Annotated in this window: 26 protein-coding genes; 24 read left to right on the top strand and 2 right to left on the bottom strand. The window is 31.9% G+C overall.

Translation table 11 applies throughout. From position 1 onward, the window contains the following. The first annotated feature begins 74 nt into the window (after nucleotides 1–74). The 23 genes from fliR to CYP26_RS04240 all read left to right on the top strand — a co-directional run bounded on the left by fliR (nucleotide 75) and on the right by CYP26_RS04240 (nucleotide 22,321). Nucleotides 75–836, top strand: coding sequence for a flagellar biosynthetic protein FliR (gene fliR, locus CYP26_RS04350; protein ID WP_103630513.1), 762 nt, complete (start codon nucleotides 75–77; stop codon nucleotides 834–836). Nucleotides 837–892: 56 nt separating this feature from the next. After that, nucleotides 893–2,449: a Highly acidic protein gene (locus CYP26_RS04345; RefSeq protein ID WP_103630512.1), complete on the top strand. Its 1,557-nt coding sequence runs from the start codon at nucleotides 893–895 to the stop codon at nucleotides 2,447–2,449. Beyond that, nucleotides 2,450–3,061, top strand: a complete 612-nt coding sequence (gmk, locus tag CYP26_RS04340; RefSeq protein ID WP_009294763.1) for a guanylate kinase — start codon at nucleotides 2,450–2,452, stop codon at nucleotides 3,059–3,061. It abuts the gene before it with no gap. A gap of 51 nt (nucleotides 3,062–3,112) precedes the next feature. Next, a complete protein-coding gene (locus CYP26_RS04335; RefSeq protein WP_103630511.1) occupies nucleotides 3,113–3,334 on the top strand; it encodes a Sec-independent protein translocase subunit TatA in 222 nt (73 codons plus the stop codon). 9 nt (nucleotides 3,335–3,343) lie between these two features. Continuing rightward, on the top strand, nucleotides 3,344–4,927 hold the full coding sequence (gene argS / locus CYP26_RS04330) for an arginine--tRNA ligase (protein ID WP_103630510.1): 1,584 nt from the start codon (nucleotides 3,344–3,346) through the stop codon (nucleotides 4,925–4,927). Between the two features lie 5 nt (nucleotides 4,928–4,932). After that, complete coding sequence (locus CYP26_RS04325; protein WP_103630509.1) at nucleotides 4,933–6,009, top strand: iron-containing alcohol dehydrogenase family protein; 1,077 nt, start codon at nucleotides 4,933–4,935, stop codon at nucleotides 6,007–6,009. After that, nucleotides 6,009–6,644 carry a class I SAM-dependent DNA methyltransferase gene (locus CYP26_RS04320; RefSeq protein WP_103630508.1) on the top strand — a complete coding sequence of 212 codons (636 nt, stop codon included), beginning with the start codon at nucleotides 6,009–6,011 and terminating at the stop codon, nucleotides 6,642–6,644. Before CYP26_RS04325 ends, CYP26_RS04320 begins: the two co-directional genes overlap by 1 nt. Nucleotides 6,645–6,718: 74 nt before the next feature. Further along, nucleotides 6,719–7,900, top strand: coding sequence for a DegT/DnrJ/EryC1/StrS family aminotransferase (locus CYP26_RS04315; protein ID WP_103630507.1), 1,182 nt, complete (start codon nucleotides 6,719–6,721; stop codon nucleotides 7,898–7,900). After that, nucleotides 7,900–9,468: a cytidine 5'-phosphate N-acetylneuraminic acid synthetase gene (locus tag CYP26_RS04310; RefSeq protein WP_103630506.1), complete on the top strand. Its 1,569-nt coding sequence runs from the start codon at nucleotides 7,900–7,902 to the stop codon at nucleotides 9,466–9,468. The genes CYP26_RS04315 and CYP26_RS04310 overlap by 1 nt, the downstream gene beginning before the upstream one ends. Further along, nucleotides 9,465–10,139, top strand: coding sequence for a cytidylyltransferase domain-containing protein (locus CYP26_RS04305; protein ID WP_103630505.1), 675 nt, complete (start codon nucleotides 9,465–9,467; stop codon nucleotides 10,137–10,139). The genes CYP26_RS04310 and CYP26_RS04305 overlap by 4 nt, the downstream gene beginning before the upstream one ends. 1 nt (nucleotide 10,140) lies before the next feature. Further along, nucleotides 10,141–11,199, top strand: coding sequence for an N-acetylneuraminate synthase family protein (locus tag CYP26_RS04300; protein ID WP_103630504.1), 1,059 nt, complete (start codon nucleotides 10,141–10,143; stop codon nucleotides 11,197–11,199). 1 nt (nucleotide 11,200) lies between these two features. Further along, nucleotides 11,201–12,166: a radical SAM/SPASM domain-containing protein gene (locus CYP26_RS04295; protein WP_103630503.1), complete on the top strand. Its 966-nt coding sequence runs from the start codon at nucleotides 11,201–11,203 to the stop codon at nucleotides 12,164–12,166. Beyond that, nucleotides 12,163–12,708, top strand: a complete 546-nt coding sequence (locus CYP26_RS04290; RefSeq protein WP_103630502.1) for an acyltransferase — start codon at nucleotides 12,163–12,165, stop codon at nucleotides 12,706–12,708. The genes CYP26_RS04295 and CYP26_RS04290 overlap by 4 nt, the downstream gene beginning before the upstream one ends. Further along, nucleotides 12,698–14,470: an LIC12162 family transferase gene (locus CYP26_RS04285; RefSeq protein ID WP_103630501.1), complete on the top strand. Its 1,773-nt coding sequence runs from the start codon at nucleotides 12,698–12,700 to the stop codon at nucleotides 14,468–14,470. The genes CYP26_RS04290 and CYP26_RS04285 overlap by 11 nt, the downstream gene beginning before the upstream one ends. After that, complete coding sequence (locus tag CYP26_RS04280; protein WP_103630500.1) at nucleotides 14,452–15,963, top strand: lipopolysaccharide biosynthesis protein; 1,512 nt, start codon at nucleotides 14,452–14,454, stop codon at nucleotides 15,961–15,963. The genes CYP26_RS04285 and CYP26_RS04280 overlap by 19 nt, the downstream gene beginning before the upstream one ends. 5 nt (nucleotides 15,964–15,968) lie before the next feature. Further along, nucleotides 15,969–16,601: a class I SAM-dependent methyltransferase gene (locus tag CYP26_RS04275; protein WP_103630499.1), complete on the top strand. Its 633-nt coding sequence runs from the start codon at nucleotides 15,969–15,971 to the stop codon at nucleotides 16,599–16,601. Further along, nucleotides 16,591–17,322 carry a LicD family protein gene (locus CYP26_RS04270; protein ID WP_103630498.1) on the top strand — a complete coding sequence of 244 codons (732 nt, stop codon included), beginning with the start codon at nucleotides 16,591–16,593 and terminating at the stop codon, nucleotides 17,320–17,322. Before CYP26_RS04275 ends, CYP26_RS04270 begins: the two co-directional genes overlap by 11 nt. A 19-nt stretch (nucleotides 17,323–17,341) precedes the next feature. After that, nucleotides 17,342–18,118, top strand: a complete 777-nt coding sequence (gene rfbF, locus CYP26_RS04265) for a glucose-1-phosphate cytidylyltransferase (RefSeq protein ID WP_103630497.1) — start codon at nucleotides 17,342–17,344, stop codon at nucleotides 18,116–18,118. Then, nucleotides 18,100–19,212 (top strand): CDP-glucose 4,6-dehydratase, encoded by a 1,113-nt coding sequence (rfbG, locus tag CYP26_RS04260; RefSeq protein WP_258031408.1) that lies wholly within the window; start codon nucleotides 18,100–18,102, stop codon nucleotides 19,210–19,212. The genes rfbF and rfbG overlap by 19 nt, the downstream gene beginning before the upstream one ends. Then, nucleotides 19,200–19,607: a WxcM-like domain-containing protein gene (locus CYP26_RS04255; RefSeq protein ID WP_219809005.1), complete on the top strand. Its 408-nt coding sequence runs from the start codon at nucleotides 19,200–19,202 to the stop codon at nucleotides 19,605–19,607. The genes rfbG and CYP26_RS04255 overlap by 13 nt, the downstream gene beginning before the upstream one ends. Nucleotides 19,608–19,616: 9 nt before the next feature. Beyond that, on the top strand, nucleotides 19,617–20,333 hold the full coding sequence (locus CYP26_RS04250) for a hypothetical protein (RefSeq protein ID WP_103630495.1): 717 nt from the start codon (nucleotides 19,617–19,619) through the stop codon (nucleotides 20,331–20,333). After that, complete coding sequence (locus CYP26_RS04245; protein WP_103630494.1) at nucleotides 20,320–21,432, top strand: DegT/DnrJ/EryC1/StrS family aminotransferase; 1,113 nt, start codon at nucleotides 20,320–20,322, stop codon at nucleotides 21,430–21,432. The genes CYP26_RS04250 and CYP26_RS04245 overlap by 14 nt, the downstream gene beginning before the upstream one ends. Then, a complete protein-coding gene (locus CYP26_RS04240) occupies nucleotides 21,422–22,321 on the top strand; it encodes a glycosyltransferase family 2 protein (RefSeq protein WP_103630493.1) in 900 nt (299 codons plus the stop codon). Before CYP26_RS04245 ends, CYP26_RS04240 begins: the two co-directional genes overlap by 11 nt. A gap of 48 nt (nucleotides 22,322–22,369) precedes the next feature. Here the strand turns inward: CYP26_RS04240 and CYP26_RS04235 are convergent, their stop codons facing one another. Beyond that, nucleotides 22,370–22,936, bottom strand: coding sequence for a sugar transferase (locus CYP26_RS04235; protein WP_258031407.1), 567 nt, complete (start codon nucleotides 22,934–22,936; stop codon nucleotides 22,370–22,372). A gap of 103 nt (nucleotides 22,937–23,039) precedes the next feature. Between CYP26_RS04235 and CYP26_RS04230 the strand changes: the two genes are divergently transcribed. Next, complete coding sequence (locus CYP26_RS04230; protein WP_103630492.1) at nucleotides 23,040–24,023, top strand: YeiH family protein; 984 nt, start codon at nucleotides 23,040–23,042, stop codon at nucleotides 24,021–24,023. Here CYP26_RS04230 and nadD read toward each other — a convergent pair. After that, nucleotides 24,007–24,888: a nicotinate (nicotinamide) nucleotide adenylyltransferase gene (gene nadD / locus CYP26_RS04225; RefSeq protein WP_103630491.1), complete on the bottom strand. Its 882-nt coding sequence runs from the start codon at nucleotides 24,886–24,888 to the stop codon at nucleotides 24,007–24,009. The genes CYP26_RS04230 and nadD overlap by 17 nt on opposite strands. Nucleotides 24,889–24,898: the final 10 nt, after the last annotated feature.

Genomic DNA, 24,898 nt, shown 5'->3' with positions numbered 1-24,898 from the left:
TTCTAAAAACGACCACATAAATTTAAAAACAAAGTAAAATTTTGTAAAATTAACAAAAAATTTAAAAGAGCAAAATGGAACTAGTAGAATTTTTTGGAGCTGATAAGACCATAGTTTTTATGCTTTTATTTGCACGCCTAAGTGGTCTCATCGTTTTTTTCCCATTTTATTCGCACAATCAAATTCCTCTTAGCGTAAAAACGCTTTTAGTTTTTGTTCTTTGTGTCGTGCTTTTTCCTCTCTCAAAAGCTCATGAAAACTCTATAAATTTCCTAGTCGGTGAGATACTTGGCGAGGTCATGCTGGGTCTTAGTGCAGGACTTATGCTAACCATCATCTTTGCCACGCTTCAAATGGCAGGCGAGCAAATTTCCATGGTCATGGGCTTTTCGATGGCGTCGGTGCTTGACCCACAAACTGGCACAAACTCTCCAGTCATAGCAAACGTTATAAATTTCATCGCACTGCTAACATTTTTGGCGTTTGACGGTCATCATTTACTCCTTCAGTTTTACGCTAGCTCTCTTGCAGTGGTGCCTCTTGGAGACTTTTATCCGCGCCCTGGCATCATGAGCTATGCGATAAATTTATTTACAAATTTGTTTATGTTTGGCTTTATCATGTCATTTCCGATCATCGCCCTCTCTTTGCTCTCAGACTCCATTTTTGGCATGCTCATGAAGACGATGCCGCAGTTTAACCTACTAGTCATCGGCTATCCTATCAAAGTGACGATCGGATTTTCTGTTTTGATAGCCATTTTAGCAGGCATTATGAAGATAATGAGCGACCTACTTTTAAAAGTGATAAATGATCTGCCAGCTCTGTTTTTTTAAGAAAATAGCAATGAAATTTATCATAGAATAGGCTTTTACTATTACAAGGAGGGATGATGAAAGTTGCTCTTATAAATAAAAATCCAGCAGTTTCACGTCTGATAACTTTAAGTCTGAATAAAATCGGCACAGAATATAGCGAATTTGAGGATCTAAATGGATTTGACGATGCTCAGTTTGACTTTATCATAATCGACAGTGACGTGGATAGTAGCGAGCTAGCTACAGATAAAAAGGTGATGTATCTAGCAAGTCGTGGCGAGAGCAAACCAGAATTTGCTACTTTGATGCTTGAAAAACCATTTTTACCGACTGAATTTATAAGTGTTTTTGAGCAAAATATCCCAAAAGATGAGCCAGCTACCGAGCAAAATGCTAGTGAGCAGGGCGAAAGCGACTTTGGTGATTTTAGCGACGAGGCTATAAATTTTGACGAGATGTCAGGGTTTAAGCTGCCTGATATCGATACAAATTTAGAAAATTTCGCAGATCTTGATAAAGAGCTTTTAGAAAGTGGCATAGACAGCCCAAGTGAGGAGATTAACGAGAGTGACTTGCAAGAGGAAGATGAAGCTAGCGATGTGGAGTCTTTAGAAGAGCTTGAGGACCTGCAAGAGCTTGCTAGCGAAGACCTTGCTGATGAGAGCGTGGATGAAGAGACTAGCGAAGCGATAAGTGATGCAAATGAGAGCGAAGAGAGCAAAGATGGCGATCTAGCAGAGCTTAGCGCGCTTGTTGATGAGATAGAAAATATGCCAGAAGAGTCTGAAGCAGATGAAGAGCTAAATAAAAATTTAGATGATATTATTAGTCAAAATGACGTTGCAGGCTTGGTTGATGAAGAGAACACTGGTAGCGAGCTTGACGAGATAGATCAGAGTAAATTTGAGCTTAGTGAGATTGATTCGCTTGATGAAGAGCTAAATAGTGAAGAGTCTGACGAGGAAAATAAAAATTTAAACGATACTGAGCTAGATGTTCAAAATTTGGAGCAAGAAGAGCTAAATATAGATGATCTAGCTAAATTTGATGATGAAGATAGCCTTGAAAATGAGGCAAATTTAGAATATGAGCCTAAAGATGATGAGAATTTAGATGAGATCTCTGAGGCTGATGAAGAGCAAATTCAAGTAGATGATGAAAAAGCAGAAGAAGATATAGAAGAAGAGGCTTTGGATGAAATTTCAAGCGAGGAGCTAGAAAATTTAGAGTCTAGTCAGAGTGAAAATGCTTCTAATGAGATGTCAGTAGAAGAGCTAGAAGATGTGAGTGAGCCAGAAGCCAAAGAGGATCTAGGTCTAGTAGATGAAACCTTTGAAGAAGAAAATGCTCAAGAAGAAAACGCACAAGAAGAGAGCAAAGACGCGGCATCAAGTGAGTTAAATTTTGACGTGGCATCGATAGATGATATAGATGAAAACACGATGTTAGCGGCATTTGGACTAAAAGATATACCTCAAACAAGCTCAAAAAATAATGCAAAAGAAGACTATAAAGAAGAGCTAACTAAAAAGATCACAAAACACGTCCACGAGTCGCTAAATGAGAGCTCGCTAAGAGATGTGCTAAAAGATATGAACATCAAGATAAATATAAGTTTCGAGGAAAAGTAGTTGCAAGGACAAATTTTAGTAGTTTCAGGGCCTAGTGGAAGCGGCAAAAGCACGCTTTTGGGCCGTCTTTTAAAGGAAGAGAAAGACCTATATTTTTCTATATCAAGCACGACAAGAGCCAAAAGAGAAGGCGAAGTTGATGGGGTGGATTATTATTTTATAAAAGAAGATGAATTTAAAAGCGGCATAGAAAAGGGCGAGTTTTTAGAGTGGGCACAGGTGCATAAAAACTACTATGGTACGAGCTTAAAGCCAGTTTTAGCAGCACTTGAAGCTGGAAAAATAGTGATATTTGACATCGATGTGCAGGGCTTTCACATCGCACTTGAGAAATTTAAAAGCTACATCACTTCAGTTTTTATAACAACTGCGAATAAAAAAGAGCTAAAAAGGCGCTTGAAAAACCGCGGAACAGATAGTGACGAGACGATAGAAAATCGCTTAATGAACGCAGTTGGCGAGATGGAGCATATTTTAGAGTATGATTATTTTTTAGTAAATGATGATATAGAAAAGAGCTATAAAGGGCTAAAATCAATCCTTCGGGCGATGAGGTTAAAAAGTGCTAAGATTAACTTAAGAAACGTCATCGACGAGTGGATAGATTGTTAGAAATTCAGGAATTTATGATAATATTTTGAGAAAATTTGATAAGGAGAAAAGATGGGTTCTTTTAGTATTGGCCACTGGTTGATCGTTTTAGCGATCATTGTATTACTTTTTGGAGCAAAGAAGATCCCAGAGCTTGCAAAAGGACTAGGTAAGGGCATAAAGACTTTTAAAGCCGAGATGGAAGACACAACCTCTGAAAAGAGCGAAAAAGTCGAGCATAAAGAAGATAGTGCTACTAGTCAAAAGATAGAAGAAACAACTAAAAACGCATAGGTTTTAGAGTTGAAAAATAAAATAAAAGCTGAAATTTCAAAGGTTTTAGAGCGTGAATTTGTGCTTGAGAAGCCAAAGGATAAAAATTTAGCCCACTATGCGACGCCGCTTTTTAGCCTTGCAAAGGAGCTAAGAAAGTCGCCGGCTATGATAGCTAGCGAGTTTGCTGATAAATTTAGTGACAGCAAGATAGTTGAAGCTAGTGCGGTAAATGGCTACTTAAATTTCAAGCTTAAGAGTGAATTTTTAGATGAAATTTCAAAGCAAATTTTGCTAGATAGTGAAAATTTTACAAAAGAAGATGTAAAAAAAGATAGCTATTTAATAGAATACATCAGCGCAAATCCAACTGGACCGCTTCACATCGGGCACGTTAGAGGCGCAGTTTATGGCGATACTTTAGCTAGACTTGGCAAAAGACTTGGCTACGCCATCTCAACAGAATACTACATAAACGATGCGGGCAATCAAATAGATCTGCTTGGCACTTCGATATCTCTCGCGGCCAAAGAGCAGCTTTTTAACGAAAGTGTCGTCTATCCAGAGAAATACTACCGTGGGGATTATATTTTAGATATTGCTAAGCTTGCAAATGAGAAATTTGGCAAGGAAATTTTTTATGACGAGAGCAGAAACCTTGAGCTTGCCGAGTTTGGCAAGGATATCGTGCTTGAGATCATCAAAAAAGACTTGGCTGATGTCGGGATATTTATAGAGAGCTGGGCTAGCGAAAAGGCCCTTTATGGCCATCTTGTGCCAACTATAGAAAAGCTAAAACTCTCAAATCAAATGTATGAAAAAGAGGGTGCCATCTATATCGCTTCTACCACGCTTGGCGACGATAACGATAGGGTTGTGGTTAGAAATGACGGCAGACCGACATATTTAGCTGGCGATATCATCTATCATAACGCTAAATTTGAGAAAAATTTTGACCACTATATAAACATTTGGGGTGCGGATCACCACGGATATATCGCAAGGCTAAAGGCTGCGATAAATTTCCTTGGGTACGACGAAAACAAGCTTGAAGTGATACTTATGCAGATGGTTAGCCTGCTAAAAGAGGGTAAGCCATACAAAATGAGTAAGCGTGCTGGCAATGCCGTGCTTATGAGTGATATCGCAAGCGAGATCGGTGCTGAGGCGCTTAGATTTATCTTTATAAGCAAGGCAAACACAAGTAGTTTAGAATTTGACATAGATGAGCTTAAAAAAGAGGATAGTTCAAACCCTATTTTTTATATAAACTATGCTCACGCTAGGATAAATCAGATCTTTGCAAAGGCTGAAAAAAACGTTAGTGATGTGATAAATGCGGACTTTGAATGCCTAGATGAAAATGCTAAAAATTTACTTTTCGAAGCGCTTATATTGCCTGAAATTTTAGAGGATGCTTTTGCTTCAAGGCAGCTTCAAAAAATACCAGACTATCTAAAGTCGCTGGCTGCTAGCTTTCATAAATTTTATAATGAAAACCGCGTGGTTGGAAATGAAAATGAAGATAACTTGCTAAAAGTCTTTGCAGTCGTCGCTGTCTCTATAAAAACAGCATTTAATATAATGGGAATCACAGCTAAAGATAGGATGTAATCAGCATGAATAATTCAAAAAATGTTTTAAGATATATATTTGGCAAAGGATCTATTTCTAATTTGAAATCAATTTTAGATACTAGAGCCGAAGGTGATAATTATGTTGTGTATTTTATTGATGAATATTTTAAAGGCAATCAAATTTTAGAAAATTTGCCTATAGCAAATAAAGATGAAATTTTCTTTGTTCAGACAAAGGATGAACCTAAAACTAAAGGTATTAATCTTTTAAGAGATAATTTGCTTGTAAAAAATAAAATAAATCCAAAAGCAATTGTATCATTGGGTGGTGGTTGTACTCTAGATACTGGAAAAGCAATAGCAAATTTATTAAAAAATCCAGGAAATGCCGAGGACTACCAGGGATGGGATTTAGTAAAAAATCAAGCTATTTATAAGATAGGTATACCAACAATTTCTGGCACTGGGGCTGAAGCTAGTAGAACTTGTGTTATGACAAATCCTGAAAATGGTTTAAAACTTGGAATGAATAGCGATTTTACCATATATGATCAACTTATTTTAGATCCTAATTTAACAAAAAGTGTACCAAGAGATCAGTATTTTTATACTGGAATGGATACTTATTTGCACTGTATTGAATCACTAAATGGTAGTTATCGTAATGCAATAGGTGATGCCTTTTCTCATCAAGCCATAAATTTATGTAGAGAAATATTTTTAAGTAAAGATATGATGAGTGATGAAAATAGGGAAAAATTAATGGTTGCTTCATACCTTGGTGGATGTGCGATAGCAAATAGTTATGTAGGATTAGTTCATCCATTTTCTGCTGGTCTTAGTGTTGTTTTTGATACACATCATTGCATTGGAAACTGTATTGCAATGACTGCAATGGATGAATTTTATCCAAATGAACTGGAAGAATTTTGGACGATGGCAAAAAAACAAAATGTTAGTATTCCTAGAGGAATTGCCAGTAGTGTTTCTGAAGATATATACAAAAAGCTTTATGTATCAACTATAATTCATGAAAAGCCATTAAATAATGCCTTAGGGGATCGATTTAAAAATATTTTGACTTTTGAAAAAGTAAAAGAAATATTTAGGAAAATGTAATGGCAAAGTATCATAAGTATGTTTTTGATGTAGAAAAGCGCACTTTTATAGGTGATTTTGAAAATATGTATGCACATGAGTCTATTGAGAAATTTGATTCATGGCATCAAGATGATAGTAGGCAATTACAGCGTAAGATATGTTTAGAAATTTTAAATCAGTATAATTTTAATACTATAGTAGATATTGGCTGTGGTAAAGGGGCTCTAACACATATTTTAAAGAAAAAAAACAATACTTGCTTGGGCATAGATATATCTCAAACTGCCATAGATGTTGCAAAAGAAAGGTTTAGCGATATCGATTTTGTTGTGCGTGACATAAATAATATAGGAGCTTTTTCTGATTTGATATTAACAAGAGGCATTTGCAGGGGGGGGGGTAAATTAGACTTAGTATTTTCAAGCGAGGCTTTTTCTTATTTTTCAAATTATAAAGAATTGCTAAAAGAGATATCTGAAGTCAGTGAGTATTTTATGATAAGTCTATATTTGCCAAATGATCCAATAGGATTTGTCAAAAGCGAATCCGAATTGTTGGATAGTATAAGATATTATTTTGAAATTGTAGAACATGTTAGCCTTAGTGTGCAAAAGTCTGTAATTGTTTTTGCTAAGTCAAAACAATATTTTTGATTTTGCTTTAATGATATTTACTCCTATAAATATTTTTATATAGAGTATGCGATATAGAAAGTTGAGACAATATTATGGATTTTAAAATAAATTTTAGTGGGACTGGCCACAAGTATACTAAAGAAGAGTTAAATGTTGTTTTGGAAACTATGCAAGATGCGGATCCGCTTACTCAAGGAATATATAGGGATAAATTCGAGAAAGCATTTTGTGAGTATAATGGAAATGATTTTGCATTTAGTGTTTGTAATGCTACCGCAGCTCTTGAACTGGCTGCTCAGCTTTGTTTGTTTAAAGAAAATGATGAAATTATTGTTCCGTCTCATACATTTACTTCTAGCGTTTATCCTTTTATTAAAAAAGGGGCAAAAGTTGTTTGGTGTGATATAGACTTAGATACTAGAGTTGTAAATTTAAAAAATATAAAAAAATGTGTTACTAAAAATACTAAAGTAATAGTTGTCGTTCATCTTTATGGTTTTATGATCCCAGATATTGAAGAAATTGCCAAGTTTGCAAAAGAAAACAATATTTTATTAATTGAAGATGTTGCTCAAGCAATGGGGACTGAAATACATGGTAAAAAAGCTGGAACTTTTGGTGATTTTAGTATTTTTTCATTTCATTCACATAAAAATATTACAACACTTGGAGAAGGCGGGATTATAGCAGTTAAGGATAAAAAATATGCCGATATAATTCCAATGTTGAGGCATAACGGACATTGCGCTTTTGAAGGTGAAAGAAAAGAATACTGGAAACCAGCAATGGGTAATGTTGATATCCCAAATTTAAATGGTATAGATTTGATGCCAAACAACTACTGTTTAGGTGAAGTAGAATGTGCATTGGGAACAAAACTGCTTGATAGGCTTGATCAGATGAATGAGTTTAAGAGAAAAAGAGCTGTAGATTTTATAGATAATTTAAAGGATTTTAGAAGTATTGTTTTTCATAGAGTAGACAATGAGAGCCATAATTATCATTTGCTGGTTGCATATATTAAAGCCAATAAGAGAGATCAACTGATGGAACGATTAGCATATGAAAAGGGCATAAAATGCGTTGTTCAATACTGTCCACTAAACCGTTATCCTTTATATAAAAAGCTAGGATTTGGTAATGCAAATTGCCCAAATTCTGATACTTTTTTTGATAACATGATTTCTTTTCCGTTTCATCATTGGATGAGTGATGATGATTTTTCTTATATGATAAAATCAACAAAAGAAGTAGCAGTAGAATTAGGACTTTAATGGATAATTTACTTTTAGTAATTCCTGCAATTAAAAAAAATGCTGTTATTCCAGATCAATTAGTTAGAAAGCTAAATGGAGTGACTCTTTTTCAAAGAGCTATAAATACAGCACTGGATATTACAAATAAGATTTTAGTAGTTACCGACTCTGAAGAAATTTCTTTAATATGTAATAGAAATAGCATTAATTTTTATAAAGACAAAGACCTGCGCTTAAATTCTGAGAATATTTTAGAAATAATATATTCCATTGTAAAGCCATATAAAGAAGATAATATTTTTATTTATAGAGCAAACACTCCACTTGTCGATAGTGAAATTTTAAAAGATGCTTATACTACTTTTAAAAGAGACAGTTTAAAAATTTTAATGTCAGTTAAATCTAACAATAAAAATATCTTTTTTATGGAGAATGATACACTAAAACCTATCGAAAGAGATGTTTTTTATAGAGAGTTAAAGGCGTTTTATATATTTTCAAAAAAAAATCTCGCACTAAAAGATTTTAAGCCATATATTCTAGATAGTGAAAAATGTATAGAGATCGAAAGCTATCAAGATTGGTGGGTATGTGAGAAAATTTTAAGAAGAAAACGTATAGTGTTTAATGTTATAGGGGATTCTTGTATTGGAATGGGTCATATTTATAGGTCGTTAACTATAGCAAAAGAAATAAACGACCATGAGATAATTTTTGTTTGTGATGAAAAATATAACTTTGCTGTCAACAATATTGCTTCTAAATACCATAAAGTTTTTTCGTCAAGTAATGTGCTAAAAACAATTCTTGATTTAAAACCAGATCTTGTTATAAATGATTGCCTTAATAATGATGAAATGTATATTCATAGTCTTAAGAATGCCAATGTAAAAATTGTAAGTTTTGAAGATATAAGCGAAAGTTCACGATATGTTGATTTGGTGTTTAATGAATTATTTGAAATTCCACAAAAAGATGGAAAAAACTATTTTTGGGGGCATAAATATACACTATTAAGAGATGAATTTGATGATGCAAAGCGAAATGATAATTTTAAAAATGTAAATAGTATTTTATTGTCTTTTGGCGGTAGTGATCCAAACAATTTAACACTAGTGGCATTAAAGTCTATATTGAAAACATGTATAGAATTTGAAATAAAAATAAATATAGTTTGTGGAAGTGCATATGCTTACGAAGAAGAGTTGAAGGATTTCATTGCAAATTGTAAATATAAAAATATTTTTTTATTTATTAATAGTGTTGCTATGTCAAAAATAATGGAAGAGTGCCAGGTTGCTATTTCATCAAATGGTAGAACTGCGTATGAACTAGCAGATATGCATATTCCAACTATTGTTATATCTCATCATGAGAGAGAGGCTACTCATACATTCACATCCCTTCAAAACGGATTTATTAATCTTGGTGTTTTTGATAAAAAAACAGCCATAAAACTAGAAGAAAAATTTAAAAAATTAGTTGAAGATATAGATTATAGGGAGCTTTTGTTTAATAATATCAAAAAATATAATTTCAGGTCCAACAAGAATAAAGTTATTTCTAAAATCTTGGAGCTGCTATGAAAACAACTGGTGTTATTCAAGCTAGAATAGGATCTAAAAGATTACCATGTAAAATGATGTTAAATTTAAATGGACACCCAGTAATAGAATGGGTTGTAAAGAGAGTTCAAAGATCATCTTTAGATGAGATTATCGTTGCTATACCTGATACTAAGGAAAATGACATTTTAGAAAAGTATCTAAAAGACTTAGATGTAAAAATTTTTAGGGGTGATGAAAATAATGTTCTAAAAAGATTTTATGATGCTCTTAAAGGCACACTATCTACACATTTTGTTAGAGTCTGTGCAGATAATCCACTGATAGATCCAGCAGAGATAGATAATCTAATTAAATTTTATAAAAATAATAATTGCGACTACGCTTATAATCATATACCAAGAGGTAATTTATATCCAGATGGTCTTGGTGCAGAAATAATATCTTCGGAGCTTTTTTTTGATATTTTTCATAAAGTTACATTGGTTGAGCATAAAGAACATGCGTTATCGTATATCTGGGACAATCAAGAAAAGTATAATATAAAAACGTTTGATCCGAATAATGAAATTTTAAAAAGACCGGACTTGAAATTTGATATAGATACATTTAGTGATTACTATAAGCTAGCAATGAAAGACTTTGATATAGATGTTAGTTCTTTAGACTTAGTTAAAATTTTTGGAGAATGAAATGAAACTTGTAGATTTTATGAATAGTGTAAACCCTTATGAAACAAAACTTTATAAACCTTTTATAATAGCTGAAGCCGGTGTAAATCATGAAGGAAGTATGCAAATTGCAAAAAGACTGATTGAGGAGGCGTATGAAGGTGGTGCTGATGCGATTAAATTTCAAACATATAAAGCAAATACAATAGCTTCCAAAAATTCTCCTGCTTATTGGGATACTACGAAAGAGCCTATTTCTAGTCAATATGAACTTTTTTGCAAACATGATAAATTTTGGAAAAAAGAGATGGAAGAGCTTAAAAGCCATTGTGATAAAGTTGGTATAGAATTTCTTAGTACCCCATTTGATATCGAGAGCGCTAAATTTTTAAATGATCTGATGGATGTTTTTAAAATTTCATCTAGTGATGTAACAAATAAGCCTTTTATAGAATTTATATGCAACTTTAAGAAACCAATAATACTATCCACTGGCGCTAGTTTTTTATACGAAATACAAGAGTCTGTTGGCTGGATAGAAAGAGCAGGCAATACTTTGGCTCTACTTCATTGTGTGCTCAATTACCCAACTCCTGATGAAAATGCAAATTTGGGTATGATACTTGGGTTAAAAAGAGCATTTCCTGACAAAATTATAGGCTATAGTGATCATACATTGCCAAAAGATATGCAAATTTGTAAAAACGCAATTTTGCTTGGGGCTACTATTATTGAAAAGCATTTTACTCATGATAAGACTTTGACTGGAAATGACCATTATCACGCAATGGATAAAAATGATTTAACTAAATTTAAAAAAGATATAGAAGAAACTTTTAAAATTTTGGGAAAATTTGAAGTTAGTGCGCTTGATGATGAAAAACTAGCTAGAGATAATGCTAGAAGAAGCTTGGTAGCATCAAAAGATATTAAAAAAGGTGATATTATAAAAAGAGATGATCTCACCTTTAAAAGACCGGCAATGGGGATAAGTCCCAAATTTATAGATGATATTGTAGGTAGAAGAGCATTTTGTAATATAAGTGAAGATGAAGTTTTAAAATGGAATATGGTCGAGTAGAATGCAAGATAATATTTCAAGATACACAGAAAAAGACTTAAATAATATTTTAAGTAATGAACTAGGTGAAAAATATATTAGTTACAGGAAGGAATGGAATAGTATTAGTTATAATAACTTTCCAGATTTTCCATTGCATATAGATTTTGAAATGCAAGATAGATGCAATCAGTCTTGCATAATGTGTCCAAGAAATACCAAAAAACATCCAAATATAAATTATAAAGTAAATACAAATTCCAAATTAAGTTTTGATTTATTTAAGAAAGCTATTGATGAAGGAAAAAACAATGGTTTAAGGTCTATAAATCTTGGTGCTTTTGCTGAGCCACTATTAAATAAAGACGTTTTTAAAATGATTAAGTATGCAACCGATAATGGTATTGTAGACACAAGAATTATTACAAATGGATTGTTATTAGAAAAATATATAGATGATATTTTTGATAGTGGGCTAGTTAATCTTTTTGTATCGCTAGATGCATTTTATGAAAATACATACAATAATATTAGAGGCAAAGGCATGTCTTTAGTTAAAAGTTCATTAGAAAAATTTTTAGCGGAAAGATCTCTTAGAAAAAGTATACTCCCAATAACTAGAGTTTCTTTTGTAGATATGAAAAAGAATAGAGATGAAAAGAAGAAATTTATAGAATTTTGGAGAGATAAAGTAGACTTTATAGATATACAGGTTTTTGACAATTACAATATAGATATTAATGGCGAATTTGATTTTTCTATGCACAAGAAATGGAATTGTTTTTCCCCATTTGCTAGAGTGGCTGTTTTGTCGAATGGTGATATATTGCCTTGCTGTAATTTTTTTGGTAGAAACATACCAATAGGCAACATAAAGATTATTTCTATAAAAGATGCATTCAATAGTAAAAAGATGAATAATATTAGACAAGGTATATTGGATGATAGTCTAAGAAATTGTTCTATTTGCCAAAGGATTGGTGAGTGATAAAAATTTTTAAAAAAATACTTATATTTTTATATTGTAACTTTATATTGGAGATAATTGCGTTATCTCCAACAATTATTGGAGATAAATTAAGATGGATATATGTTAAAATTTTTGCTAGAAAGTTAGGTAAAAATTTTAGAGCGCATACTGGAACATTTTTTTATTATCCTAAAAATTTGAGTATAGGCGATAATGTTAGTATAAACGGAAATTGTATAATTCAATCTCTATCGAATTTGAAGATAGGAAATGATGTAATGATAGCTTCAAATTGTAATATAATGACATCAAATCATGGTTTTAAAGATAAATATATACCCATGAATCTACAAAAAAATGAAACAAATGAACTTATTATTAATGATGATGTGTGGATAGGCTTTGGAAACGTCATAAACTCTGGTGCTAGGAAGGTGGAGATAGCAAAAGGGGTTATAATAGCATCAAATTCTGTAGTTACAAAAAGTATAGATATTGAGTATAGTATATGGGGGGGGGTTCCCGCCCATTTTATCAAGATGAGATTTGATGATGAGTGATAAGAGTGTTTTTTTGTGTACAACTGCTTTAGAGGATACATGGGATGCTAGTGCAGATAAGCTATTGTTTTTAGGAGAACATTGCAGACTTTTTGATAAAAAAAAATACTACGAGAAATTAAATTATCAGATTTTTAAATATATTTGGAGCGACAAGAGAGAGATTGATCGTGCTTTAAAATATTGCATTGATATTTTTGATGAGATTATTGAAAAACTTGCTGAGTTACTTAATGATTATCATGGCGTAAATTATTCAATAAAATATTGGCAAGGTCTATTATTGCCGTGGTTACAATATTATATATTAACTATTTATGATAGATATATGCATATTAAAATGGCATATATGGAACATAAAAATTTATACACAAATATTTTGAGTGAAGATGATTTTAGCTTTATAGCAATTACAAAAGATTTTTTTGAACATGCACATAGTGATGATTATTTTAATCTTCAGCTTTATTCGCAAGTTGTTAAATTTTTAAATTTAAAGAGTAATGTAATAAGCATAAATCATTTAAGAATACAAACAAAAATAGAAATTGGTAATAAAAAACCACTAATAAAAAGGGTATTAGGAATATTATCTAGTGTTTTAAATAAGTTAAATTTTAATAAAAAAGTAGTAATAGTAAGTCCATATTTTAAATTTAATGCTATTGGACATTGTTTAAAGCTGTTTTTTCATTCTAAATTTAGGATAGTTTTTGATAATATGAATTATCCTATTTCTATAGATGTGCAACCAAATTTGAGTACTAGAAAAAAATATTTTTATAGTGTTAAATTTACAGACGAATTTAAGAATTTTTTATTTTATTCTTTAGTGCAAAACTTCCCTATTATATATTTAGAGGCCTATAGAGATTTTGATAAAAAGATAGATGAGCTAAAACTACAACCTCCTAAAGTAATATATAGTGCAAATGCATTGTACTACAATGAATTTTTTAGATTTTTTTGTGCTAAATATAAAAAAGATATTGTTGTAGCATACGGACAACATGGAGGTGATTTTGGTATAGATAAAATAGATATTCAAGAAGAAATAGAAAGTAAATTTTGTGATATTTACTATACATATGGTTGGAAAAAAGAGGACGTGCCTTGCGGTATTTTACCGCAGCAGCGGCTGCCAAGACGGGGTCACAATAACAAGATAGTTTTAGTAATGACTTGTATGCCGAGATATTTACATTGCATTACATATATAGAAGATGGTGCTAAAATGTTGCAATATATTGAAAATACAAAAGTTTTTTTGAATAAATTAAAATATGACAGTTTATTGAATATTAGAACCTATCATGGAGATTATGGGTGGAATGTTAAAAATAGACTTTTAGGGTGTGGGAAAAAGTTATTTTTTGATACAAAAACAAATTATTATAAACAAATATCTTCATCGAGACTCAATGTGTTTGACCATATGCACACAGGCTATCTTGAGTCATTGTCTTTAAATAAACCAACAATTATTTTTATTGCAAAAGGAGTGTACTCGTTTAGGGAAGAAGTAAAACCATATATAAATGAACTTATAGATGCCAAAATTTTATTCATAGGCGCCGAAGAATGTGCTGACTTTATAAATAAAAATTATGAAAAAATAGAGATGTGGTGGAATATCAAAGAAGTTCAAAATGCTAAAAATTTGTTTTTGCATAAATATTTTAGAACATCATCAAACTGGGTAGAAGAGTGGATTAAAGAATTTGATGTGCTTTTGGAGAGTGGATGCGCGAACAAAGCTTAAAAAAAAGATATCTAGCCAAGCTTTTTTCAAATATAGTTAGCTCGTTTATTAATATGGCGATAGTTGTTATTGTTCCAAAAGCTTTAGGGCCAATGTCGTATGGTCTTTTCATGTATTTACAAAATTTTTTTAATCAAATGATGGGCTTTTTAGATATTGGCACTTCAAGTGCTTTTTTTGTAAAGCTCAGTGCAAATAATTCTAGAAAATCATTATTTGTATTTTATTCTATTTACATATTATGTATATTTATTTTTTCTATCCTTTTTATTTATGCGCTAAATTTATTAGAACTAAATGAGCATTTTATGCCAAATGTGCCTCAAAACTTTATATTGATAGGTTTTCTATACTCTTTTTTTTTGTGGTTAAGCCAAATTTTTATCAAAATTTCAGACGCATATGCTATTACTGTTAGTGTTGAATTTATTAAGATAGTTCATAAAATTTTAATGCTTTTATTACTTATTTTTTTTGTATATAAACTTTCTTTCGATTTAAAATTATACTATTTATATAATTTTATTTTTTATATTTCATTTATTTTTATTCTCATTTTATTTTTTTATAAAATAAGAATTTTTAAAGATATATATGGCTTAAATTTAAAAGAGTTAAAAGATCTTTTTAAAGAATTTTATTCTTTTTGCCACCCACTGTTTTTTTATACTATTGTTACTACTTGTGCAACAGTCTTTGATATTTGGCTTTTGCAAAAAGTATCAGGGAGTATTCAAAGTGGGTTTTATGGTCTTGTATATGGTCTTGTTTCTGTTGCACTTATATTCACTAGTTCAATGACTCAGATTATTATAAGAGAATTTTCTAAAGAATATGCAGTAAAAAATTATGAAAGATTGAGATTTTTAATTGTAAGGTATGTGCCTATGCTTTACTCTATAGCTACTTTCTTTAGCGTTTTTGTATCTTTTCATTCCGATGCAATACTTGCTATTTTTATAAATGATGACTTTAAAGGTGCTTGGCTGGCATTGTCTTTGATGGCTTTTTATCCACTTCATCAAACTTATAGTCAGATAATAGGAGGTTACTGTCATGCTACTTTGCAAACAAAATTAAATAGAAATATAGCTTTGTTTTTTATGCCCATCGGGTCTATAATTAGTATAATTACTATATATTTTTTAAATTTAGGTGCAACAGGTTTAGTAGTTAAGATGGTATTACTACAAGCAATAAGTACTAATGTAATGCTTTTTTTTGCCACCAAAGACTTAAACATAAAAATATTATTTTTTATTAAACATCAAATTTATTCACTTTTGTTTTTTGTTTTGTTTGGTATTTTATCAGAATATATAGCTATTTTCGATAGTATTGTTATAAATTTCATTGCTTGTGGCATTTTTTATGTTTGTTTATGTATAATAGGAATAATCATTTTTCCACAGGTTTTTGCTATGAAGCCAGAAGATGTGAAAATGCTTTTAAAGAAGATAGTGGGATTTGTTTATATAAAATTAAAAGGGTAAAAAGCATGGATAAGAGTTATTGGGATGAATTTTATAAGCAACATACTGGAGATAGTGTTATAAAACAACAAAGCACTTTTGCTAGTTTTTGTCAAGAAGAATTTTTCAAAGATAAAAAGTTAAATATTATTGAACTAGGTTCTGGGAATTGTAGAGATTCTATTTTTTTCGCTGCTAAAAAGCATAATGTAATAGCAATTGATCAAAGCAGTATTGTGATAGAAAGCAAAGAACATATTTCTTTAAAAGATAATTTAACTATTAAAGTAGCTAATTTTGTAACCGATGATTATTCTAAATATGGTGATATAGATGTATTTTATTCTAGATTTACGATGCATGCTATTACAAAGACAGAAGAAGAAGAAATAGTAAAAAAAGTATATGATAACCTTAGGCAAAATGGGTTATTTTGTATAGAGGTAAGAACAACAAAAGATCCATTATGTGGTGTTGGACGCAACATGGGAGACGATACATTCTTTACCGATCATAATAGACGATTTATTAATTCGGATGTTTTTTTGAAACATGTCTTGAAGCTTGGTTTTAAGCTAAGATATTTTACGGAAAAAAACAACTTATCCATTTATAAGAATGATAATCCTGTTTTGATGAGGATAATACTTGAAAAATGATTATTCATATAGTGAAGATGAAATTTTATTTAAAAAAGTAAATCAGCTTCTACGTAGTATAAAGTGTGAGTACTGGGTTTGTCATGGTACTTTACTGGGCATAATAAGAGATAATATGATTTTACCATGGGATCATGATATAGATTTCGCTGTTTGGAAAAAAAAAGTAAAAACGGAAGACATAGAAAAACTTTTTAAGGACAGTGGTTTTAAACAAGAAATTATTCTAGGTGAGATGGATTGTTTGCATTTTACAAACGGTTCTAAAAAAGTAGATATTAGTTTTTATGATGTAAAAGATAATGTTGCTTCAGTTAGATGGATAGTTCCAAAAAAAACAAATCTTAAAAATAAATTTTTAAATTTTATCGCAATGATTATGCATTCACTTGATAATGATATTGTTATTGACCTTGAGATTAAAAACATAAAAGATTTATTAAAATTTTTATTAATAAAAGTAACAAAGCTAATAAAGCCATTTATCAAAAAGAATACTAGAAAAATAATCTATGAGAATGCTATAAAAAGCTTTTGTTATACTGGATATAGCTATGATATAAATTTAATGGAATTTAAAAACATTGTTTTTTTAGATGAAGTTGTTCCTGTTCCAATAGATTCTGAAAAATGTTTAGAAATGACGTATGGTAAAGATTGGAGAGTCCCAAAAAAAAATTATGTTTGGTACAATGAGGCAAATAATTTAATAAACATGTAATTAGAAAAGGAATTTGTTTATGAAAGTTTTATTACTTGCTGGTGGGTTTGGAACTAGGCTAAGTGAAGAAACAGACACTAGACCAAAACCCATGGTTGAAATTGGTGGTAAGCCTATCCTTTGGCATATTATGAAAATTTATAGCCACTACGGGTTTAATGATTTTGTGGTTTTATTGGGCTATAAGGGCTACTGTATAAAAGAATTTTTTGCAAATTATTTTTTACATAGAAGCGATATAACTATTGACATAGCTAGTGGTAAAATGGAGATATTAAATAACACTAGCGAACCGTGGAGAGTTACTATGTTGGATACAGGTTTAAATAGTATGACTGGGGCTAGAATCAAAAAAGCTAGAAAAATCGTAGGAGATAATGCCTTTATGCTGACATATGGAGATGGTGTAGCTAATATAAAAATAGACGACCTTTTAAAATTTCACTCATCTCATAAAAAAATAGTAACAATGACTTCAGCGCAGCCAGATGGAAGATTTGGCGCTTTAGAAATTTCAGATCAAGATCAAGTATTACAATTTAAAGAAAAGCCAAAAGGTGATGGCAGTTGGATAAATGCAGGTTTTTTTGTTTGTGAGCCTGAGGTGTTTGATTATATCAATGACGATGAAAGTACTGTTTTTGAGCAAGAGCCACTTATGAGACTTGCTCAAGATGGGGAGATATTTACTTATAAACATCATGGTTTTTGGATGCCAATGGATACACTAAGAGATAAAAATAAACTAAATGAAATGTGGCGAGAAAATAAAGCGGAATGGAAAATTTGGGAATAAAAATGTTCAAAAATGTTTTTAAAAATAAAAAAGTTTTAATTACAGGGCATACCGGCTTTAAAGGTAGTTGGCTTAGTGCATGGCTCTTAAAATTAGGCGCAGAAGTTATTGGAATTTCAAAGGATGTCCCAACAAATCCATCCATGTTTGGTCTGTTAAATTTAAAAGATAAAATTAAAAAAGATTATAGAGTTGATATTCGTAATTTGAAAATTTTAGAAGAAATTTTTCTTAATGAAAAACCGGATTTTGTTTTTCATTTGGCAGCCCAACCAATCGTTTCTGTTTCATATGAGGACCCAATAGAAACCATAACCTCAAATGTTATAGGTACCACAAATATTTTAGAGATATTAAGAAAAGCAAAGCACGAATGCACGGCTATAATTATAACAAGTGATAAAGCTTATGATAATATTGAACAAGTTTGGGGATATAAAGAAAATGATGCGCTTGGCGGAAAAGACATTTATAGTGGGTCTAAGGGCGCAGCAGAGCTCATTATTAAATCCTATTGTAACTCATTTTTTAAAGAGATTAAAAATATAAGGATAGGTGTAGCAAGAGCAGGAAATGTAATTGGTGGCGGGGATTGGGCTAAAGATAGAATTGTAGTGGATAGTATGATGGCATGGAGTAAAAACAAGGCTGTAAATATTAGATCTCCAAAATCTACAAGACCATGGCAACATGTTCTTGAGCCACTTAGTGGTTATTTAAATTTGGCTATGGTACTATCTTTAGATGATAGTTTAAATCACGAATGTTTTAACTTTGGTCCAAGAGCTGAACAAAATCATAGTGTGGCAGAATTATTGGTGGATCTTAGTAAAATTTGGAGTTTAAAAGATATATATAATGTTGTAGATGAAATAATTTTTGACGAAGCTAAATTACTAAAGCTAAATTGCGACAAGGCGTTGCACTATCTTAAATGGCATGCAAGCTTAGAGTATAAAGAAACAATTGAGTTTACCTCACAGTGGTATTATGACTTTTACAAAAAAAACTCAGATATGTTTAAAAAGACAACAGAGCAAATAATAGAATATGAAAATATTGCAAAAAATAGAGCATTATCATGGACGGAGTGATTTTAACACCATTAAAACAAATTTATAATCCAAAGGGTGACATTTTTCATGCGATGAAACAAAGTGATTATGGTTTTTGTGGTTTTGGCGAGGCGTATTTTTCAACCATAAACGAAAAAGAGATAAAAGGTTGGAAAAAACACAATCAAATGGTGCTTAATCTTGTAGTCTGTTTGGGAGAGATTAAATTTGTAATTTATGATGATATAAAAAAAGAATTCTTTAGTGTAAATTTATCTCATAAAAATTATAAAAGATTAACAATAAAAAATGGGCTATGGATGGCTTTTTGTGGTCTCGGAAAGAATAATATGCTTTTAAATATTGCAAGCATAGAGCATGATTCTAACGAGTCTATTAGCATGGATATTAATAACATTAAATATGATTTTTAAAGGCTTTAAGTGAAAAAAATATATCAAAAGGAGTGGTTTGGTATAAAATTTAGTGAATTTACTAAGCTTAATTCTAAAAAAATTGCAGATGATGAGTTTTATAAAAAATTTTATGAGCTATTTTATAAAAAATTTAATTCATATAAAGACCTTTCAAAAGACTATATTGAGCGTAAAACAAATATTGCAAGAGATATTATAACCTTTTCGAAAAATTACAAGGATATTCTGTCTATAGGTTGCGGTAATGGTTTTATTGAAAATTTTATAATTAAAAATAGCGATAAAAATATATTAGCAATAGAGCCTTCTAATAATTTTAAGTGGTTGACAAATGGGGGGGGGTGTAAAACCGTGATAGGCTTTTTCCCGGAATGTGTCAAAGATGAGAAAAAATATGAATTTGGTTATTGTAGCACTATAGACTATGTTTTTAATAATGAAGAGTATACTAATTTTTTAAAAAGCGTTTATGAATATGGATTTAAAGAATTTTATTTAGCTGAGGTTATTATGCCAGCAGAAGGATTTGTTGCAAGTATAAAAGAGATTGTAAAAACTGTTTTATCACTACTTGGATTATATAATAAGGGTCAGTTTTGGGGATACTTAAGAAATATTGATGAACATATCATGCTTCTTAAAAAAGTTGGTTTTAAAAATATAACTTGTGGTGCGCATAAACATGGATCGTATTGGATTAGGATTAAAAATGAGAAAGATTAGACTTTCGAAATCTTCAATTGGTGATATGGAAAAACAGGCCGTTTTGAAGGTACTTGATGAAGAGTATCTTGGTATGGGCAAAAATGTTATGCAATTTGAAATTGCTATTAAAGAGTATTTAGCTACCTATATGGAAGTGGTATGTGTAAACACTGGAACCTCTGCTCTTCATTTGGCCCTTGCAGCGCTTGATTTTAATGAAAGCGATGAAATTTTAGTTCCAACTATTACTTATGTTGCGTCATTTCAGGCTATTTCTGCCTTGGGGTTAAGACCCATTCCTTGTGATATAGATCCAGACACGATTTTTATCGATAAAGATGATATTAAAAGAAGAATTACTAAAAAAACTAGAGCCATTATGCCAGTGCATTATGCCAGCTCATCTAAGGGCATGGAGAGTATTTATGAAATTGCAAATGAGTTTGAGCTAAGGGTTATCGAAGATGCTGCTCAAGGATTTGGCTGTCTTAGGAATGGTAAAAAAGTTGGCAGCAGTGGAGATATAATTTGTTTTAGTTTTGATGGGGTAAAAAATATTACTTGTGGTGAAGGTGGAGCCATTTTATCTAGTGATTTAAAATTTATACAAAAAGTTAGAGATATGAGACTTCTTGGAGTTGAAAAAGATAGTGAAAAAAGGTATTCAGGTCAAAGAAGCTGGGATTTTGATGTGAAGCTTCAAGGTTTTAGATATCACATGAGCAATATTATGGCTGCAATTGGAATAGCTCAACTTTCGAGAATTGATGGCTTCATATCCAAAAGAAAAGAGCTAGCCAGACTATATGTGGATTTGCTTAAAGATGTAAATGAAGTTGATTATTTAAAATTTGATTTTGATGATGTTGCTCCATATATCTTTGTCATAAAGGCAAAAAATAGAGATGGATTGCGAAATTTTTTACTAGAGAATGGCATAGAAACAGGTATTCACTATAAGCCAAATCATATTCTAACAAAATTTAATACCAGTTATTCATTGCCAAGAAGCGAAAAAATATATAATGAAATTTTAACGCTTCCGTGTCATTTTGACTTGGAAATGGACGATATAAAATTTATTGTAAATAAGATAAGGACATTTTATGCAAGATAAACCACTAGTTTCGGTGATTATGAATTGTTTTAATAGTGATGAATTCTTAAGAGAAAGTATTGAGAGCGTAATAAACCAAACATATAAAAATTGGGAATTAATTTTTTGGGATAATCAATCAACTGACAATAGTGCAAACATTGCAAAATCGTATAATGATAGTAGAATAAAGTATTTTTATGCCCCAACATTTGCTCCACTTTATGGCGCTAGAAACTATGCCGTTAAAGAAGCTAAGGGTGACTTCATTGCATTTTTAGACTGTGATGACTTGTGGAAAAATGATAAGTTAGAAAAACAAATTTCATTAATGCATAATAGTGATTTTGGGCTTTGCTACACTAACTTTTATATTATGGGTCAAAATAAGAATAAGAAATTATTTGTAAAAACTCAGCCATCGGGATACATTTTTAAACACCAAATAGCTAATTATTCTATCGGAATTTTAACAGTTATGATTTCCAAGAAAGCATATGATAATATTGAAGATAAGTTTGATTCAAGCCTAAATTTTCCAGGAGATTATGACCTTTTTATTAGGCTTTTAAAAAATGAAAAGGCCTGTTATATAGATGAGCCACTTGCGTATTATAGAGCTTCTAATGCAAATAGTATCTCCAATACAAAACGCCTTGATAACATAAAAGAGGTGAAAGTTGTATTAAAAAAATTAAAGGATATGTATAGTGAGAAGGATATATTAAAAAGGCTAGATGAAGCAAAGGCCATAATGGATATAAAAGAAATTTTGTTTTCATTAAAAGATCTTAATACAAAAGAAATTCTAAGAATTTTACGAGATATGTCTTTTAAAGATGCTTTTTCTTTAACTGTTTTAAATAAAATTATCTCAAAAATTTTACGAACTTTAAGATGGTACTCTTAAATTTATTTGTAATATAAACGACGCACTAAAAAAGCCATTTTTATATTTTTATGAATTATGTTCTATGTTTTCATGCGTCGTTCTAAATTTATAGCACTTAAATATTTTAGCATCCAGCCCAACCCTATTTTGCAAGAAGTAAAGGCTGCCAGGCGACTGTTCGTCTATCTTTTTCTTTACGTAAAATTTAAGCACAAAAGGTATCACAAGAAGCATCGAGCAGCTTACATAGTCGATCACGCGTTTTAAGGCGTATTCAAGGGCATTATAAGGCTTGATATCGTTTAAAAAGTTTAAATTTTCGCCATTTTCTGGGATGTAGCACTTTTGCAGATAAATTTCTAAAAAGCTCTCCACATTTAGAAATTTGATCTTTTTATACTTCGTCTTAAACTGCAAAAGCGTGAGAAATCTCACCAGCTTGCTATCAACAGGCTTTTCGGTATTTAGCACTATTAGCCTTTGATCGCCTGATTTTATGAGATTTTCTAGTGCGCTTCGAAGAGCTTTGGCGTCGCTATTTTTTGGGGATAAAAAATTCACTTGGCCAAATTTCTTCCTAAGCTTCTCTAGCTCGAGTTTGGTGAAAGTATATTTTTCGCCAAGGATGATCATAGGCCTATCCCTTTATCTTTATTTTAAATTTGCATTATAAAATTCGTCTAATTATACCCAAACGTGCTAATTGCATTTTTAAAAAAAGAGTTAAGGTTAAAATATGTCTCATAAATTTCTTGCTGTGCTTGTTCTGGCGGTGATTTGCGCCATTTCTTTTGCGCTCTCAAACACGGTCTTGGCTAAATTTCACACAAGTCCGCTCATCATCTCTATCATTTTAGGCGCCATTTTTGCAAATCTTTTTACAAAACAAACTCAAATTTTAAAAAGTAGTGGCGTCGTAGCGATCGCTGGGAAGCAAATTTTAAGGCTAGGCATCATACTTTTTGGCTTTAATATAAGTCTTAGTGAGATCGCAAGTGTCGGCACTCTAGGCGTGATATACTCAGCTTTTATGGTATTTGTGACCTTTTGCTTTGCACTTTTTGCTGCTAAAGCTTTGGGGCTTAGCAAAGATAGTGCCGTGCTCATTGGCTCAGGGGCAAGCATCTGCGGTGCAGCTGCTGTTATGGCTACTCAAAATGAGATAAAAGCGGACGCAAACAAGCTTGCTATCGCTATTTGCACGGTGGTGCTCTTTGGGACGATTGGTATGTTTATCTATCCATTTATCGCTAAATTTCTAGCTCTCACGCCTCAGCAAACTGGCTTTTTTATCGGCGGCTCACTTCACGAGGTAGCCCATGTAGTGGCAGCCTCGGCGGCATTTGATAGCGCAGCAAGCAGCACCGCCCTCATCATAAAAATGCTTCGCGTCATCATGCTTGTGCCATTTTTGTTTTTGCTAAATTTTTTAAATTTAAGCCAAAATAGTGACGCCTCAAAGCTAAAGAGCATTCCGTGGTTTGCGCTATTTTTCCTAGTGGCGATCTGCGTTAGATCTTTGCCATTTTTCCCTGAAAATTTGGTACAAATTTTAAAGCTAGCAGCTAGCATTTGCCTTTGCGTGGCGATGTGTGCTTTGGGGTTTGGGATAGATAGGAGTATATTTAAAGCGACGGGCAAAAGACCATTTTTGTTAGCATTTTTTATATTTTTATGGCTTATTTGCTCATCGCTTGTGTTTGTTAAGACTCTTTGCTAGTTTTTAGCTTTTGCAAAAACTCTTCGATGTTGTATTTTGCTCTGTAGGCTGGGCTTAAAAGGTGTATCAAAATGTCGCCAAGGTCCATCACGATCCAATCAGGCGAACTCTCCGTACCTATAAATTTCTCTCCAAGAGGCTTAAGCTCCTCTTTTAGATCCTCAGCTAGTGAGTAAGCGTGCCTCTCACCAAGCGTAGTAGCGATAACTACGGCCTTTACGAAATAATCATCTCCACTCATATCAAACACTTGTATCTCTTCGGCCTTTTTTGCGTCTAAAACCTTAACTATACTTTCGGTGCGCTCTTGCATCGATCTCTCTTGCATCTTTAATCCTTGGTAAAAATTTATAATTTCATCTTTTATCTTGCTAGGCAGCTCATCAAGCCCCTTTTGCTGCCTGATCTGCGACGAGCTAACATCCACGTGCACGTCCATTTTTTGTAAATTTTGCGGAATTTCTATGTGATTGCGCTTGGCGATCACAAACTGCACTAAATTTTTTAGCTCCTCATAGCCGTGCCACTTATCAAGCGTAGCTAGGTGATCCGCGCCTATTATGAGATAAAATTTCTCTATCTTAAATTTCTCATACAAATACTTAACCGTCTCTATGGTAGGCACCGGGCGAGCTAAATTTATCTCATAGTCTGATATCTCGACCTTCTCTAGGCCGCACCAAATTTCTCTTATCCACTTTAGGCGAAGCTCTGGCGGAGCTGAAAATTCGCTCTTAAAGGGACTTATAAAAGTTGGCATGATGATGAGCTTGTCGATATCAAGGCCGCTTAGTGCCATTTTTACAATGCTATCGTGTCCTAAATGAACCGGATCAAAGCTCCCGCCAAAAAGTGCTAACTTCATCTATTAAAGT

This window comes from Campylobacter concisus (genome assembly GCF_002913225.1).
Lineage (GTDB): Bacteria > Campylobacterota > Campylobacteria > Campylobacterales > Campylobacteraceae > Campylobacter_A > Campylobacter_A concisus_J.
The sequence above is the reverse complement of the archived record's forward strand: the minus strand, read 5'-3'. Positions and strand labels throughout refer to the sequence as shown.